This window comes from Limosilactobacillus reuteri, assembly GCF_002254085.1.
In the GTDB taxonomy this organism is placed as follows: Bacteria; Bacillota; Bacilli; order Lactobacillales; family Lactobacillaceae; genus Limosilactobacillus; species Limosilactobacillus reuteri_K.
Window position 1 is genome coordinate 1 of the sequence record NZ_NGPY01000079.1, and the last position, 452, is coordinate 452.

2 pseudogenes are annotated in these 452 nt (G+C 40.9%); one reads left to right on the forward strand and one right to left on the reverse strand.

Going from position 1 to position 452, the window contains the following annotated elements:
* Positions 1-138: 138 nt before the first annotated feature.
* Positions 139-228 (forward strand): annotated as a pseudogene (locus CBG10_RS11635) (30S ribosomal protein S18); the annotation flags it as partial.
* 20 nt (positions 229-248) lie between these two features.
* Here the strand turns inward: CBG10_RS11635 and CBG10_RS11800 are convergent.
* Positions 249-305, reverse strand: a pseudogene (locus tag CBG10_RS11800) (30S ribosomal protein S18); the annotation flags it as partial.
* Positions 306-452: the final 147 nt, after the last annotated feature.

Genomic DNA, 452 nt, shown 5'->3' on the forward strand with positions numbered 1-452 from the left:
TAGTAGAGTTTTAATAAGAGACAGGGTCTATCCATGAATGTAGCTGATTACGAATTACCATTCTAAATTAATGTGTACTCAGTATAGGAGGGTAATTTCATGGTACTAGAACGTCGGGGCTGACGTCGTCGTCGTAAGGGCGACTTCATCGCCGCAAACCACATCGAATACATCGATTACAAAGACACTGATTTATTACGTCGGTTCATTTCTGAACGTGGTAAGATCTTACCACGTTCAGAAATGAACCGACGTAATAAATCAGTGTCTTTGTAATCGATGTATTCGATGTTGTTTGCGGCGATGAAGTCGCCCTTACGACGACGACGTCAGCCCCGACGTTCTAGTACCATGAAATTACCCTCCTATACTGAGTACACATTAATTTAGAATGGTAATTCGTAATCAGCTACATTCATGGATAGACCCTGTCTCTTATTAAAACTCTACTA